The organism is Butyricimonas sp. BSD2780061689_150309_C8, from assembly GCF_015560935.1.
GTDB lineage: Bacteria > Bacteroidota > Bacteroidia > Bacteroidales > Marinifilaceae > Butyricimonas > Butyricimonas paravirosa.
In genome coordinates this window covers 145,013-160,738 of sequence record NZ_JADMSV010000003.1, presented here as the reverse complement: position 1 = coordinate 160,738, position 15,726 = coordinate 145,013, and the positions used below count along the sequence as shown (strand labels likewise).

The window sequence follows — 15,726 nt, the reverse complement described above, 5'->3', positions numbered from 1 at the left end:
TGGATTTGTTGCAAGGCCTCTTCGGCACTGCCATTCAGTTTAAATTCCATGATGTAAATGTAATCGTTGGTTTTCAACACGAGATCCACACGTCCCTCGGAAGTGTGATACTCGACTTCCGTGTAAAAACCTACCAGCTTGAAGATGATGAAAAGCACGTTTTGATAATGCCTTTCCTGCTCGCTGATCAGCTCGTAAGGAGTATCGGCTAGAAAACTTTTCAATCTATTGAAAAAGGCATCCAGTTGCCCTGTCTCGATCTCGTGGACAAATTTTTGAATTTCAAATGGAGCCTCAATTTTGTTGAATCGGGTGTAAAAAGGCATCAGAAAATTGATAAAACCCTCTTCCACCTCTTTGTTTGGGAATCCAAGGCGATAAAGTCCAAAACGTTTATCATAGCTTTTTATCGTGAGGTACCCGCTTTGGAAAATCACGGGAATAGGCTGTTCGTCCCCGTAAATGCTATTCAATACGTCTGAGTTGGTTTCTTCGGTTGCCATCCGTTCCAGATCGTAATGATTGCGTTTCAGTAGCTCCACGAGATAGGTGGGTGTACCCGTTTCAAACCAGTAACTACCGAATTTCATCTTGAAAAATGTATTCAGCACGCTGAATGGATTGTATATACCTTCAGAATTTTCGACAAAATGGTAACCATCGTAATACTTCTTCAATTCAGCTCCCACTTCCTCGTAGGTCATCTTTTGTGCAGCGGCTAACTCGTGCAAATCTTCTTCAAAATTGTCATGAATTTCTTGCTCTGTCATTCCGCACAAGGAAATGAAAGGTTCATCCATCGAAATGTCTATCAGGTTATTCAAATCACTGAACACGCTGACTTTCCCGAATTTGGTTACCCCGGTTAAGATGGCGAATTGGATGCAACCATCCATTGTTTTGAGCACTCCGTAGAAAGGTTTCAACGTGTTACGGTATTCTCGTTGAAGATTCTCATTTCCAATAGCTTGTAACAAGGGTTTGTCGTACTCGTCAACGAGAATGGCTACTCGTTGGCCGGATTGCTGGCAGGCTCGTTCCACGATTCCTTTGAAACGTAGGGCTAAGGTAGACTCTCCGACTCCGGTGCCGTAAAGTACTTCCCATTTTGATATGGCCTCTTCGAGTATTTTATCCAAGCTATCCGGGGCATCATATTTTCCAATATTGAGATCCAGGTGTAGCACGGGCCGCCGAATCCAATCCTTCTCTAATTTTTCCATGGCCAACCCGTTAAACAACTCCTTTTTTCCGAGAAAATAGGCATCGAGCGTGGAGATTAACAGGCTCTTTCCAAAACGACGCGGGCGACTGAGAAAGTAATAACTTCCTTTTTTCACCAATCGGTAAATCAAGGCGGTTTTGTCAACGTAAGCATAACCTTCTTTCCGGATTTTCTCGAAATTCTGGATACCTATGGGATAAATTTTCTCACTCATGTGCGTTCGTTTATGGATAATAATAGAACAAAGATATTCAATTTTATATGATTATCGAAGATAGCTATGTTTTAAAAATTGAATATACTGGTTATGGCTCCACGATCCATTTCTCGATATTCCTTGTTTTCGAACTGAAGTTCACGCCAATTTTAAATATCTTGCGTTTATCTGATTGGAATGGTTGAGCGTAATGCTTGTCATGGATTTGTTGCAAGGCCTCTTCGGCACTGCCATTCAGTTTAAATTCCATGATGTAAATGTAATCGTTGGTTTTCAACACGAGATCCACACGTCCCTCGGAAGTGTGATACTCGACTTCCGTGTAAAAACCTACCAGCTTGAAGATGATGAAAAGCACGTTTTGATAATGACGTTCTTGTTCGCTGATCAGCTCGTAAGGAGTATCGGCCAGAAAACTTTTCAATCTATTGAAAAAGGCATCCAGTTGTCCTGTACGTATTTCACGAACGAATTTTTGAATTTCAAATGGAGCCTCAATTTTATTGAACCGGGTGTAAAAAGGCATCAGAAAATTGATAAAACCTTCCTCCACTTCTTTATTTGGAAATCCTAGGCGATACAATCCGAATTCTTTGTCATAGCCTTTTATCGTGAGGTACCCGCTCTGGAAGATCACGGGGATAGGCTGTTCGTCCCCGTAAATACTATTCAATACGTCTGAGCTGGTTTCTTCGGATGCCATGCGTTCCAGGTCATAATGATTGCGTTTCAGTAGCTCCACGAGATAGGTGGGTGTGCCCGTTTCGAACCAGTAATTGCCAAAATCTTTCCGCTTGAATGCGCTAAGCAGACTAAACGGATTGTATATGCCGATAGAATTATGCGTGAAGTGATACCCGTCATACCATTTTTCCAGTTCCGTGTTGACTTCATCGTATGTCATGCTTTGAACCTTGGCAAATTCATGTAATTCTTCTTCTAAATTTTCATGTATTTCTTGATTGCTGACACCGCAAAGAGTGACATATTCGTTCCACATGGAAAGATCTTCCAGGTTGTTCAGGTCACTGAACACGCTTACCTTCCCGAATTTAGTCACACCCGTGAGCATGGCAAACTGGATACACCCGTCCATGGTTTTAAGTACACCATAGAAAGGCTTTAGAGTGTTACGGTATTCCCGTTGAAGTTCCTCGTCGCCGATAGCTTGTAACAAGGGTTTGTCGTATTCGTCAACAAGGATGGCAACCCGTTGTCCGGATTGCTTATAGGCGCGTTCCACGACACCTTTGAAACGTAACGCCAAAGTGCTTTCCCCGGCACCCGTGCCAAACACCGTTTCCCACTTCACTAGAGCCTCGTTCAATATCTTGTCCAGGCTGTCGGGAGCATCGTATTTTCCGATATTCAGATCAATATGCAGTACCGGGCGTTTCACCCAATCTTTTTCCAGTTTCTCTATTGCCAATCCTTTAAACAATTCTTTTTCTCCCCGGAAATAGGCATCGAGCGTGGAAATTAACAAGCTCTTTCCAAAACGACGCGGGCGACTGAGAAAGTAATAACTACCCGTTTTTACCAGTCGGTAAATCAAGGCAGTCTTGTCAATATAGAAATAACCTTCTTTTCGGATTTTCTCGAAATTCTGGATACCTATGGGATAAATTTTCTCACTCATATGCGTTCGTTTATGGATAATAATAAAACAAAGATACTCAATTTTCTATGATTATCGAAAATGAACGACAAGTTTAACGCCTCTCTTAAGCAGTCTTTCATCGGACACGGATACGCAATTCTTTCGGGTCGAACGTGATGGTTTCGTTCCGGAACAAGCGTTCGATATGACCGCTGTTGATCATCTGTCGCGTGGGCAGGTAATGCAAATGCGGACGGTCAATCAAGGCGATGGAATCGCAGAGCGTGAGGGCAATATCCAGTTCGTGGGTTGAAAAAAGAATGCATTTGTTTTGTTCGTGAGCCAGTCTTTGTAGTAGAACCCCCAGTTCGTAACGGTTCGGTAGGTCCAGAAAAGAGGTGGGTTCATCAAGCAGGATGATGGGGGTGTCTTGCGCGAGAGCCCGGGCGATCATGATTCGCTGGCATTCCCCGTCCGACATTTGGTCCATTGTTCGTTCGGCATAGGTGGACATATCGAGTAATGCTAGGGATTTATCAACGATTTCCCGGTCGCGTGGTTGCAGTCGTCCTACCCAGTTCGTGTAGGGAGCCCGCCCGAGGGCAACTACATCCCGGCATTTCAGGTTAGGAATCCGTACCTTTTCGGTCGTCACGAAACTGACGGTACGAGCCAGTTCCTCCGGTCGCAACCCGGTAAGGTCTTTCCCGGTCAGCAATATTCGCCCGGACTTGATTTTCCCTAATCCCGCCGTGGCCCGTAGTAAGGTACTTTTCCCGCTACCATTACGTCCCAGCAGGGCGATCAGTCCACCCCCGTCCAAGTTGGCCGATACCCGGTCAAGCAGAACCTCTTGCCCGTATCCTAGTGTTAAAGATTCCAGTTGTATCATGCCGGTCGAAGGTTTTTATATACCACCCAAATAATTACCGGAATTCCCAGCAGGGCGGTAATACAATTTATGGGTAGCACGAGTGTTTTAGCAATAATATCACATAGTAACATGGCCACGACTCCCAGCAATATACTTCCCGGCAAAAGCGTCCGGTGATCCGCATCGTTAAACAACATACGGGCCACGTGAGGCACGGCAAGTCCGAGAAAGCCTACCGGGCCGCAAAATGCCGTCACGGTTCCGGTCAACAATGTTGTCGATACGAAAATAAGCGTTCTGGCGCGCCGTATATTGAGTCCCATCGTCTGGGCGTAATTCTCCCCGAGTAGAAGAAGATTTAATGCCTTGATACAATAAATCGAGAGAATGACGCCCACGCAAATCACGGGAATCATGATAAATAGTTTCGTGGTCGTGACGTGTCCCAGGGAGCCCATCGACCACAGGAAAAACATTTTCAATTGCTCGGCAGAACTCAAGTACTGTAAAATTTGTATGATGGCTCCCGCGATGTAACCGATCATCACTCCCATGATCAACACTCCAAGAATATTTTTCACGTAACGGCTGATGATGGCAATCAGTAACAGAACCATGACGGCCCCGCCCCATCCGGCCCCGACAATACCTACCGACTGCCAAAAACCGGAATGTGCCAGTCCCAGCAGGGGAGCTCCCAAGATAAAGAAAGCAACGCCTAATCCCGATCCGGAACTTACTCCCAACAAGTAAGGATCTGCCAACGGGTTCCGGAAAACGGTCTGCATCTGCAAGCCGCTTATCGAAAGAGCCACACCGATCAAAATGGCGACGATCACTCTCACCAATCGAATCGACAGCACGATATTCCGGGTTGTCATATCCGTCTCGTTACCCGTGAACACGTTCCAAACCTGCCCGACGGAAAGTGCCGAATCCCCCGACAACAAGTCGAGTACGAACAACACGAAAGTCAGCAGACCCAGGAAAAGGAATATGATCGAATTGCGTTTCACGATAAAATTGAAAATTGAAAATGGACAATTGAAAATGACATCACTGTTGTTAATTTCTTGAGTTATGATTTTAGATTCCAGCCGTACAAGGCCGACGCTTTAACAACCCCCTCTACCTCCCCCTTACACGAGGGGTAGGATACGCTACATTGTAATATCTTAGCGCCTTCTCGCATTCGTCTCTCCCCCTGTGTAAGGGGGAGCTGGTGGGGGTAGATGCTTTTTTCATTCTAAACTCTAAATTTTAAACTATTCCAAGTGCCTGTAATAATACAAATCCTCCGTCACCAGTTCCGGGTGTAAGATTTTGATCAGGTCACGGAGTACGATGTCCGGGCGTACAACAGCCGATTCCCAGTAATCATTTCCCCCTTCGGGAGTTAAGCGCAGGTTATTATTATAGACCTCGTTTTCCTGGATGGCTTTTGCATCCTTGAATTTCGGATTCATGATCTTCAACTCGTCGAGAGTCGTCGCCATACCTACATTCAACCACACGTCAGCCTCGCGAATCAACCCGTAGGCTGTTTCCAGTCCGATGGGTTCGGCCCCGTTAGAGGTGTTTTTTTTGTAAATATAATCTCCCCCCGCGTCCGTGATTAATTGTGCCACGTAGCTTTTCATGGAAGGCATGGCCCAACTGTCATTCCACGGTGTGTTCAGCATGACGGTAGGACGTTTTTCCACGTTTGCCGTTAACTGTTTCATGTTGTTATAACGTTCGGGAATCTCTCTAAATACTTTTGTACCTGTTTCCCGGCTATCCGTCAATTCGGAAATGGCAACCAGCCATTCGGCCTTGCCCAGCGGAGATTCTTCCAGGTATTCTCCCACGTACATATAAGGAACATTCAATTCTTTTAGTTTGTCCGTCACGGTTGATTGTGCGTCCCCGATGCCGTATAGTAATACAAGATCCGGGGCCAACCCGACAAGAAGTTCATAATTTATTTCCGCCCCCATGTCTTTTATGGTTTCTTTGTGTGCAAGGACATACGGGTTGGAAACATAATTCATTCCGGAAACTCCTACTACCCGATCCACTTGGTTAATGGCATCCAGCATGGCGATGTAAGTGGATGACATACATACAATTCGTTTCGCTCCTGCGGGAATAATCACACCGTCAAAATCTTTCGGTGCCTGCTCCCCGTTCCGAGCCACGAAGTAGGACATTTCAACGCCTTCCGCTCCCTGCCAGGGGTTACGCACGTGAATAATCGTGCTTTCCGTGTTATCAGCTCCCATGATGTCGAATCCCGTGGCGTATTCCGGTGTGTAAACTTCCTTCGTGAAGGCGCTTGTGGACTTTGTTTTCGTCTGACAACCGGATAGCATCAGAAAAACGATAAACGTGAATAATAATAGTACTTGTTTCATATGTAATAGTTTTTATAAAACTTCGAGAGAGATATTTATGCGAGCGGGAAAAACCTGAAACGGTAAATCAAAAACAGAATGACCTTGCCATCTATACCTGATTACCATCTGAATCCCGCAGATGCAAATCTATCTCGATCATAGCAGGTCTTCTGACTTATCCCTTTTATCGTGCCTTCCCAGCATTCTGACCAGTGGCAAACGTACGATAAACTTTTCCTTTAAAAGGGGGAAATACAGCAACGGGTATTGTTCCGGATTTCCACCGGATTCCCTTTTTCATTCAACACAACACGAAGTGGTGTATGAAACTATGACGATGCGAAAATAGGTTGTAATTTTTAATTAGGCAATAAATTGTATAAAAGATTTTTATTTCATTGGAATGAACCGCTGTTAGGCGAGGTTTTCAATGATCAATCCCGTTACGGGACAGGACGCCAAGCGAATAATAGTGTTTCACTTCTTGCATATTTGTTACGAGGTCTGCTATATCGATTAATTCCTGGGGTGCGTAACGTCCGGTAATTACGACTTCGGTGTGAGGGGAGCGTTGGCGGAGAACATTTAACACTTCTTCCAGGGAAAGCATGGAGTAATACAAGGCAATTGTCAGTTCGTCCAAGATAACCATATCGAATTTACCTTCCATAAGATGTTGGCGACATATTTCCAGCCCTTCGTGAGCTGCTTGTATATCTGCCGGGGTGGGTTCTCTTTCAATGAAGCAGCCTTCTCCGAATTGCTGGATAACAAGGTGGTCGAACAAGGGTTCTATGGCTGTTTCGTTATATTTCATGCTCTTGACGAATTGCCCGATGAAAACACTTTTCCCGGCACATAAAGCCCGGACGGCCAGTCCGAAGGCCGCGGTTGTTTTCCCTTTCCCGTTTCCCGTGTAGATATGGATGTATCCTCTAAGTGTCATGTCCTTTTGGTTTTAAATTTTTTGGGGGGTAGGAGAGCTGCATGAACATTACACTCCCGTGTACACGCTTGGAGAGAAACGGGTGGTATCTTTATTGCCGAAAAACAAGTAGAGATGTAGGGGTGTCCCTTCCGGTTGTTTCGCTGCCGGGATGTCCACGGTCACTTTGCCGTCGCCCCGGAACGAGTTAAGGCACGTGATCATTTGCGGGGCGCGGGGTAAGGTCCCGTAAAAATATCCCACGTACACTTGATCTGACACGCTCGCTTTCGGGCAGTCAATGTCATTTTCCCAGTTTAGGGTCACGGACCATCCTTCCCTTGTGACACTCGTGATCACCGGTGCGTCCAGCGTGCCTGTCGAGAATCGGAATGTCGGGAAAGCCCATACCCCTTCTCCCGGGCGAAAACATCCCCCGTTTTGAGAATGGAATAAGGAATCGCTTTTATTTATTCCCATCTCCTTGGCCATGAGTTTCCATATCGGCAAATCCCCGATGGCACGACGGTAGATTCTCCACATTTTACGGGCTTCCGTGAAACGGCTGGAGGATTCCTCTTCCCCCTCGGTTCTTGTTTTTTTAGGACTCCGTCGTGATTTGCAGGCCCGAACTTTATTGCCGTGTCGGTAATAGGTTATCCCGTCAATCCGGATAGAGCCTTGTGCCAGAAAAGCTACAGGAATAGATAATGTGTTTTCCATGATAATAATTATTTGATAATCACTCGTGTATTAATTCATGAGCAAAAGTAGATAGAATATTTTTAATACGCAAATAAAACTCTTTTAAAACGCTATTATATATAGCGATTTAATAGGGATTTAATAGCGTTCTAATAGCGCTTTACATGAAAGTGATCACTTATATCTCATGAATAATACATGTAATAATTGATTTATTTAGCTTGAAAATGTAACTACATTGGTTTATTTGTGTATCTTTGCTGGCGAGGAACATAAAAATAACAGGATATGGCGGAATTTGTAAATCCACTTGGAAAGATTCGGGGTAAGTTCGGTAACGTGATCACTTACGGGGGACCAAACGGGAAAAATTATTGCCGGGGGACAAGCATCTCGCATAAACCGAGCCAGGAACCGCAAAAACGACAGTCCGCGGCTTTCGGGGCGATAACGGAACGGAAAGTATGGATGAGAAATGCCGTCCAGTTGGGATTTCCCGGAGGGAACGGTTACCCGAAAGGTTTTCGGGGATTTACCAGTGCGAACGTGATGGATGCGGTGACCGTGGAGAAAGCAAATCCGGAAAAACCTTTCAATAGCCGTAAGAAGGCAGTCAAGGAATTTAACGGGGTGATCAACTACGAGAAATTACGCGTGGCAGCGGGGTCGTTGGTGATCCCAGAAATTCGTGCCGAGGTTGATATGGAAAATCGGAGAATCTTTTTCACTCACGAGAAGGAAGAAATCGAGTCCGTTGATTGCTTTCTGGATGATAAAATTTATGCCGTGCTTCTTTGTAAGACAAAATATATTTGTCGTGTCGAGGAGTTGGGACTTCGGGGAGAGACGATAGAAAAAAGCGTGAACTTTTCAGAAAAAATAGCCGGGGGAGGCCTTGTCATTTATGCCTTTGCTAAAAATGCCGACGGGAAGGATGTTTCCGATTCGGTGTGCCTGTGGGAGGCTGAATCGTAAATGAGCGATAGGAGATACGAAATATGGTGGAATTTCGTTTTATGAAAACGATAAGTCATAACGGGTTGTGTTATAATCATTCACAGTCATGTTAGGTCTCTATGAATGATAAATTTTGTAAAAATCTAGAATTATAACTTTAAAATCCGAATAATATTTGTTTTTTATATATTTTTGCGACGATTTTGGTGTCACACCCTGTTTCAGGCGTGTGGTGAAAAGGGAATCAGGTGCGAATCCTGAACAGACCCGCTGCTGTAAGCTCCGCCAAAGTCCGTGAACACGACTCACATCCACTGTTTCGACACGAAATGGGAAGGGCGTTCAAGGACGGAGCAAGTCAGAAGACCTGCCAAAGTCACGAATCTAAAGCTTTCTGGGACTAGAGCTTGGATGAGGTAATTATATTCACTATTGTTAATGATAGGCGAGTACTGACTGTATCTGTTTTGGATACAGCGGTTTTGTCGTTTTTAGCTACAGCTTGAAGCGGGAATAGCAATATTGGAAAATTGTTTAAATATATGATTATGAAAAAAGATGTTCAATTGAAGTTTGCGTTATTGCTGATGCTTTTTGTCGCGAGTTTTGCGGCTTGCGATGATGATGACGAAAAGATCGATGCGGGTAGTCCTGATTTCACGTTCAATTCTGAAACGGGAGAGTATAACGTGAGAATCGGGAAAGAGGTCGCTCTTTGCGCTCGTGTGAAAGATGCCGTGAATCCAGTATATACCTGGAAACGGGAGGGAAAAATCGTGGCGGACGATACGGTGTATTATTTCAAGGGGGAGATTTTGGGTGAGAGTTTCGTGAATTTTCGCTTGGATGCAGACAATGGTAGTGTGGAAAAACAGGTGAAGGTGACGGTCGTTGATCGTTTAGCCCCGCAAATTAAGCTGGAATCAGCCGCGGTGGCTTATTGCGGGATCAAGAAAGAGTTTGCCGCGGAAACGGAGTACACGGATGAGACAACCACGTTTGAGTGGAGTTATGGAGGGCAGGTCGTGTCGCATGATTCGATCATGTCGTTTGAAGAGGAGGATATAAACGTGTACACTCTTGCCTTGAAGGTGACGAATGCGGATGGAGTTGATGTGAAGAATATCAACGTGTCAGTTATTCCCGAGGAGAAACCACTTTTGTTTTTCGACAACGCTCGCTACGTGTTGCCTTCCATGTTAGACAAGGCGATCACGATGACTTGTCCGATCGGTAAAAATGTGGTGTTGGCTCCTATAAAATTTGCTATTAGTGATCAGGCTATTTACGAGTGGAAAGTTGACGGGGCGGTACAGAGCGGGCAAACTTCCGTTTGTTTTGATTTTAAGCCTTCCGTGGAGGGGAAAACGTACGAAATCGATGTGACAGCGACAGATAACGGCAAGACGGCTTCCGCGAAAGTTTACGTGGAATGTACCCCGAAAGAGGGAACGTATTTTCGGGATGTGACTCCAAAGAGTAGCTATATTTCCAATTATTGTTATGAATTTATTCCCGCACCCGGGCAATTTATTAATTTCCCGGAAGGTAAGACGGCGGAAGATGCCCGGATGACAATACAGAAAACGTTAGACAACGGAGGAGGTGAAGGGGGGTATCTTGCATCTTTGGGTGCGTGGGGAGGATATTTTATTTTGAAATTTGACCATAGCGTGGAGAATGGTGGTGACGGGGAACCTGATTTTGATATGACGGGTAATCCTTTAGGCAAGTACTGGTGTGAGTGTGGTGTCGTGTGGGTGAGCCAGGACGAGAATGGTGACGGGGTGCCTAATGATACTTGGTACGAGTTGAAAGGTAGCGAGACGGGTAAGCCGGGAATCACGCAACGGTATGCGTTAAAATACTATCGCCCGACGGCAACCAAGCAGGATGTGTTGTCCATAGATAATGACGGGAATCTATCTTTCCTGAGAAGGAACGCTTATCACCCGAACTCGGGTTACTTCCCTTGGTTTATGGAAGAGGAGTATTATATTTTGACGGGAACTTGTCTCGGTAATCAGTTCTTGACGGAAGGAATTGAAACGAACTGGGGATTTGACTGGGGATACGTGGATAATATTAATGATCCTGTGGGATTCCGCATAGACAACGCCATCCAGCAGGATGGGACCCCGGCTAAATTGAAGTATATCGACTTCGTGAAAGTACACACGGCACAGATGGGACAAGGTGCGGCTGTCGGAGAGGTTTCAACGGAATCTTCTGCCGCGATCGATTTGCGTTTAAAAGCGAAAAAATAGTATCTAAAAATTATAGGTTATGAATAAAAATATACTTTGGGGAGTTCTTCTTTTCACCTTGGCTTTTATTGCCGGCTGTGAAGATGATGATGATCCTTTTGTCGGGAGTGATAATTTCATCACGTCTTTTATTTTGCAATCGGGAGAGACGTCTTACGTGGCCTCGTTCCGGGGGGATACCATACTGATGGAGACTCCCGAGAATGTTGCCTTGGGCGAGGTTACCCCGAATATCGTGTGCAGTGAGAATAGTACGATAAAACCGGAACCCTCCGCGATAACCAATTGGGAGGAGCAGATTTATTTCGTGGTAACTTCGCATAGCGGGAAGGAACGGAAATATATTTATATACCGGAAAAGAAGGGAATAGCATTTGAAGGGGTTGTCGTTTTGAACACGCAGGAAGAGGTGGATGCTTTCGGGGCCAAGGGCGTGAGCCATCTTGATGGTTCTTTGGTCATTGGCCGGCAGGGAGGGACGGACACCATTCGTTCTTTGGCCGCTTTAGTTTCTTTGAAGAGTGTGACTAATGACGTGACGATTAATCGTTTGTTTGCGGGATATGAATTGACCGGGCTGGATAATTTGGAAGAGGTTGGTGGAAAATTGTATGTAAATTCTGCGGATAGCCTGTGGGGGGTGACGTTCAACAAGTTGACTCGTGTCGGGGGAGATTTGAACATTACCAGTAATGCGGTCAGCGAGATTCTTTGTCCTCGCTTGGAGACCGTGGGGGGAGCCGTGACATTGGCAGCATCTTTTGTAACATTGGATTTCTCTTCTTTGAGGCAAATAAGCGGGGATTTGAATTTGAACGGGAAATCGGGAATGACAGGTATCGTGTTCCAGAGATTGGAACAAGTGGGTGGCACTATTGCGACGAGCATGACTTCTCTCAAGAAACTGGAATTTCCGGTGTTGCGGCACTGTGATAAATTAACCGTGGGTAGGGGAGCTTTATTATTGCTTTATATGCCGCAACTAGAGGAGGTTGCCACGGAATTGTCGATTGCGTCTAATCCCTTGTACGAGGTTTCCTTTCCCGTGTTGACTCATGCCGGGGTTATTACGTTGGATTGTTCTCAGGTAAACCAGTTTAATGCTCCTCTTTTGAAAAACGTGGACGGTAATCTTAGTCTTACGCTTGCCGGGTTGAATCCTGAACAGTTGGGAGAATTGGAGCGTGTCGGGGGAACTTTGGCGTTGAATTTCGTTAGTGAAAACTTTAAATTTCCGGCTAAATTGGAGAATCTGGGAACTTTAGTAATTTCTTCCGGGATCAAAAGATTGGATGTGCGAGGAATTGAGATTGACGAGATTCAATTTAACGGTACCGGTTTAGAGAACACGACTGTAGTCGGGAATGACGTTTTTAACGGGAATTTTAATCTACGAAATCTTGGCGGGTATTTCCCGAAGTTAGAGGGCTTTAAAGAAATTAACGCTCTCACGATCGGTTACCTGGGAATGAGTGGCGATGCGGTTGAAATAGCGAGTGTGCGTAAGGTTAACGGGAATTTTTCTTATTGGGCAAATTCAAACGTAACGGGAATATCATTCCCCGATTTGGAAGAAGTTAGCGGAAATTTTGAACTTTATTCCAATATTAAAGAGTTTCACTTCCCAAAATTAAAAACGGTCGGGGGAAGTGCCATGATGTCTATTAATAATTACGATGATGAGACGTTCCCCTTGTTGGAGTCCGTGGGAGGCGATATGACGTTCCAGACCGGTTATGTTAGCTGGAATAATTTTTATGGACCGGACAAGATTCTTTATCCGTCGTTGCGAATCGTGGGTGGGGTGTTGGATATACGTCCTAGGACTCCGGACCCTTGGTCGTCAGATCCTTCGGAGTTGAATAATACATTGACGAATTTGGATTTCCTTTCAGAAGTTGAAAGTATTGGAGGATTCCGGATCGAGAATCACGAGGCTTTGGTTTCTTACGAGGGGTTGAAGAAAGCTATCTCAACTTGTCCCTCGTCGAAATGGGCAGTGGAGAATAATGGATATAACCCGACTTACGAGCAATTGACGAAAGAACAACAATGGACCAAGCCGGAATAATTCATGAATAAAAATAAAGGATATGAAAATAAATAATTTAATATATGTGTTGTTGTTCGCCCTCGTATGTTTTATTACCGGTTGCGAGGATGATGACAGTTTGTTCTCGGGAGATGAGAATTATATTACTTCCTTCCGCCTGATAGAAGGAGAACATGTTTATGCCGGTTGTATCGTTGGTGATTCATTGGTTCTTTCCATTCCTGAAAGCGTGTCGCTTGAAAATGTTGAGGTGGAGTTTACTGCGAGCGAGAATGCCACGTTGAGTCCGGATCCGGCTTCGATTGATGATTGGGGGAAGGAACGGACATTTACGGTGACTTCTTATAATCAGGCTTCACGTTCGTATAAATATATTGTGATTCGGACGCTTGTTGCTCAGGCCGGAGATGTTGTGTTGACGACGCCCGAGGAGATTGAAACGTTTGCCGCTCGCGGTATTAATAAGATCGAGGGGAACTTGGTTATCGGAAAACCGCTTGGAACGGTAAAGGAGGATTCTTTGGTTTCTCTTGCTCCGCTTTCTTCTTTGAAAGAGGTAGCCGGGAGAGTTACGATTAATCCCACTTTTGCAGGAGTTTCACTTGATGGGTTGCAAAACTTGGAAAGTGTGGGTGGTTTTACGATGCTCGCTCGTGCTAGCGAGTACGGGGCTTACGGGCTACGGGATTTGAAAGAGATGGTTTTACCTAACTTGAGGAAGGTTGGTTCTGATCTTGTCATTTCTGCCGATACGCTTTATTCGGTAGATTTGAGAGCATTGGAGAGCGTTGGCGGAAGTTTCACGATTGAAACGCGTGATGTCAGGAGCATGGATTTATCCGCTTTACAGGTTATTGCTGGAAAATTCTCTTTTTCCGGGCGTAATGGCAATATGCTTTTTCCCGAACGGTTGGAATTGCCCAAGTTGGGTATGGTCGGGGATAAAGTGGAAATAAATAATCCCATTCGAATGAAGGAGCTTTTGTTTCCCGCTTTGACTTCAGCCGCGGGTATTACTTTGCAACAAACCGGGGTGCTGGAGAAAGTGGATTTCAGTCAGTTGAGAGAGGTGGCGGAGACGTTGACATTGCAATGGACCCATCGGGTGAAAGAATATGACTTTTCACAACTTCAATCGGTAGGAGGCTTCCGGGTATATTATATTGAAGATTTGGAAAAGATTAATTTGCACCAGTTGAGCCGAGTTGGGACACAGGGATTTAGTATAGAGGTTTGTAATAAATTGAATGATGTAGATCTTGCTGCCTTAACAGAAGTTCGGGGAAATTTTGTGTTATCTGCCCCCGTGGATCTGAACGCTTTGAAAGAGGTTGGAGGAAATTTAACCTTTTCGGCGAATACGGAAAATTTTGATGGGTTTAATAGTTTGACTTCGGTAGGGGGAAATTTCGCTTTGAGCGGAACGGCAAAAGAGGTGAATGGTTTCAAGGCTTTGACAACCATCAAGGGGGCAATGACATTGAATAATATGAACAATGTGACATGCGTGAAAGGATTTGATGCTCTGAGGTCGATAGGTTCCGGTTTATCCATATCAAACATGGAAAAAGTGGAAGAATTCCCTTTCTTGGCTAATTTGCAGGGAGCGCAGTTCGCACAATGCTCGTTTTCTCGACTTCCGGCATTACAAGGATTGGATATTTCGGTTTTTTCTACTTCTAAATTGACGATTGATAATGTTGGGGCTGATTTTGTTTTGCGGGGGAACTCGGAACTTGATGGAGAAGTTACGTTGAATTCCAGTCGCGGTGTTCGTTTTGACGGCATCGAAAAAGTGCAAACACTTACTGTTACAGGCTTTACACAAAAGGAATCTGCCGTATTTAATTTTACGGGATTGAAACAAGTTGATAAATTGACGGTTAATTTGGGATATGTGACGGAGAATGCTGCAGCCTTGTGTTTCCCTGATTTGGAAGAGGTAACGGGGTTGTTGACTTTGTCGGAAGGTTCTTCTTGCGGGATCAAACGGTTAGAGCCTGTTCAACTGCCGGTTTTGCGAAAGGTTGGGGCTCTGATTTACACGGGTGTTATTCCGGTACTGGAGTTGCCTGCGTTGGAAATCGTGAATGGCGAATTCCGTGTTAGTACGAGCTATCAGAATGGTCCGGTTGAGATGTTGGAGGAAATTCGCGTACCTAATTTGAAAAGTGTAGGGGGACTTGTTTTGACATCGAATGCCTATAATGCAGATAATTATAACAATCTGATTACTGATTTAAGTTGTTTTAGTGCATTGGAAAATGCAGGCTATGTCAATATTCAGAAACAAGCGGGTTTGGTCTCTTTCGAGGGATTGGAGAAAGTGATTAAAAAGCTTGAGGGAAATGATTCTTGGACGGTATCTGAGAATGCTTATAATCCGACCTTCGAGCAGGTAAAGGCGGGAGAACTTGTGAAATAAGAGTAATTTAAGTTTTTTAGGGAGAGGAGCTTGGTGTTGTGCCGGATTCCTCTCTCTTGTTTTATCCTGAAGCGAACTTTTCTGCGTGTATATGGCTAGT

The 15,726-nt window shown here is 44.9% G+C and carries 11 protein-coding genes and 2 riboswitches; of the genes, 4 read left to right on the top strand and 7 right to left on the bottom strand.

The features are described from left to right. The 7 genes from I2I33_RS05085 to I2I33_RS05055 form a co-directional block, all read right to left on the bottom strand. Positions 1-1,439: ATP-binding protein (locus I2I33_RS05085; protein ID WP_195666745.1), on the bottom strand; the 1,439-nt coding region annotated here is incomplete at its 3' end. Between the two features lie 91 nt (positions 1,440-1,530). Further along, positions 1,531-3,081 carry an ATP-binding protein gene (locus tag I2I33_RS05080; RefSeq protein ID WP_087419575.1) on the bottom strand — a complete coding sequence of 517 codons (1,551 nt, stop codon included), beginning with the start codon at positions 3,079-3,081 and terminating at the stop codon, positions 1,531-1,533. 97 nt (positions 3,082-3,178) lie between these two features. Beyond that, positions 3,179-3,934, bottom strand: a complete 756-nt coding sequence (locus tag I2I33_RS05075) for an ABC transporter ATP-binding protein (RefSeq protein WP_087419576.1) — start codon at positions 3,932-3,934, stop codon at positions 3,179-3,181. Continuing rightward, positions 3,931-4,884, bottom strand: coding sequence for a FecCD family ABC transporter permease (locus tag I2I33_RS05070; protein ID WP_410491995.1), 954 nt, complete (start codon positions 4,882-4,884; stop codon positions 3,931-3,933). Before I2I33_RS05070 ends, I2I33_RS05075 begins: the two co-directional genes overlap by 4 nt. 297 nt (positions 4,885-5,181) lie before the next feature. Then, positions 5,182-6,270 (bottom strand): ABC transporter substrate-binding protein, encoded by a 1,089-nt coding sequence (locus tag I2I33_RS05065; RefSeq protein WP_229128207.1) that lies wholly within the window; start codon positions 6,268-6,270, stop codon positions 5,182-5,184. A 166-nt stretch (positions 6,271-6,436) separates the two neighbouring features. Then, positions 6,437-6,643: riboswitch (cobalamin riboswitch) on the bottom strand. A gap of 78 nt (positions 6,644-6,721) precedes the next feature. Next, positions 6,722-7,240: a cob(I)yrinic acid a,c-diamide adenosyltransferase gene (gene cobO, locus I2I33_RS05060; protein WP_087419579.1), complete on the bottom strand. Its 519-nt coding sequence runs from the start codon at positions 7,238-7,240 to the stop codon at positions 6,722-6,724. A gap of 48 nt (positions 7,241-7,288) precedes the next feature. Then, positions 7,289-7,942, bottom strand: a complete 654-nt coding sequence (locus tag I2I33_RS05055) for a hypothetical protein (protein ID WP_229128197.1) — start codon at positions 7,940-7,942, stop codon at positions 7,289-7,291. A gap of 270 nt (positions 7,943-8,212) precedes the next feature. Here I2I33_RS05055 and I2I33_RS05050 point away from each other — a divergent pair, with 270 nt between their 5' ends. The 4 genes from I2I33_RS05050 (at position 8,213) to I2I33_RS05035 (ending at position 15,626) form a co-directional block, all read left to right on the top strand. Further along, positions 8,213-8,899 carry a hypothetical protein gene (locus I2I33_RS05050; RefSeq protein ID WP_087419580.1) on the top strand — a complete coding sequence of 229 codons (687 nt, stop codon included), beginning with the start codon at positions 8,213-8,215 and terminating at the stop codon, positions 8,897-8,899. Between the two features lie 169 nt (positions 8,900-9,068). Beyond that, positions 9,069-9,271: riboswitch (cobalamin riboswitch) on the top strand. 158 nt (positions 9,272-9,429) lie between these two features. Further along, positions 9,430-11,148, top strand: coding sequence for a PKD-like domain-containing protein (locus I2I33_RS05045; protein ID WP_158571803.1), 1,719 nt, complete (start codon positions 9,430-9,432; stop codon positions 11,146-11,148). A 19-nt stretch (positions 11,149-11,167) separates the two neighbouring features. Further along, entirely contained in the window at positions 11,168-13,219 is a 2,052-nt protein-coding gene (locus I2I33_RS05040) for a hypothetical protein (protein WP_087419582.1), read from the top strand. A gap of 22 nt (positions 13,220-13,241) precedes the next feature. After that, positions 13,242-15,626 (top strand): hypothetical protein, encoded by a 2,385-nt coding sequence (locus I2I33_RS05035; RefSeq protein ID WP_087419583.1) that lies wholly within the window; start codon positions 13,242-13,244, stop codon positions 15,624-15,626. Positions 15,627-15,726 lie beyond the last annotated feature (100 nt).